The sequence below is a fragment of the Paenibacillus koleovorans NBRC 103111 genome (assembly GCF_004000845.1).
In the GTDB taxonomy this organism is placed as follows: Bacteria; Bacillota; Bacilli; order Paenibacillales; family NBRC-103111; genus Paenibacillus_AA; species Paenibacillus_AA koleovorans.
In genome coordinates this window covers 1-657 of sequence record NZ_BIMA01000269.1, presented here as the reverse complement: position 1 = coordinate 657, position 657 = coordinate 1, and the positions used below count along the sequence as shown (strand labels likewise).

The window sequence follows — 657 nt, the reverse complement described above, 5'->3', positions numbered from 1 at the left end:
ATTCGGTACCACCGGATCACTAAGCCCGACTTTCGTCCCTGCTCGACTTGTACGTCTCGCAGTCAAGCTCCCTTCTGCCTTTGCACTCTTCGAATGATTTCCAACCATTCTGAGGGAACCTTGGGGCGCCTCCGTTACGCTTTAGGAGGCGACCGCCCCAGTCAAACTGGCCGCCTGACACGGTCCCTTTACCGGTTTACGGTAACAGGTTAGAACTCCGATACGATCAGGGTGGTATCCCAACGGCGCCTCCAGGGAAGCTTGCGCTCCCCCTTCTCCGGCTCCCACCTATCCTGTACAGATCGTACCAAAGTCCAATATCAAGCTCCAGTAAAGCTCCATGGGGTCTTTCCGTCTAGTCGCGGGTAACCTGCATCTTCACAGGTATTAAAATTTCACCGGATCTCTCGTTGAGACAGCGCCCAAGTCGTTACGCCATTCGTGCGGGTCAGAATTTACCTGACAAGGAATTTCGCTACCTTAGGACCGTTATAGTTACGGCCGCCGTTTACTGGGGCTTCGGTTCATAGCTTCGCCTTGCGGCTTACCACTCCCCTTAACCTTCCAGCACCGGGCAGGCGTCAGCCCGTATACTTCGCCTTGCGGCTTCGCACAGACCTGTGTTTTTGCTAAACAGTCGCTTGGGCCTTTTCACTG

The 657-nt window shown here is 54.6% G+C and carries 1 rRNA gene; it reads right to left on the bottom strand.

Annotated elements, in window-relative coordinates:
- A 23S ribosomal RNA gene (locus PKO02S_RS32120) occupies window positions 1–657 on the bottom strand; the annotation flags it as partial.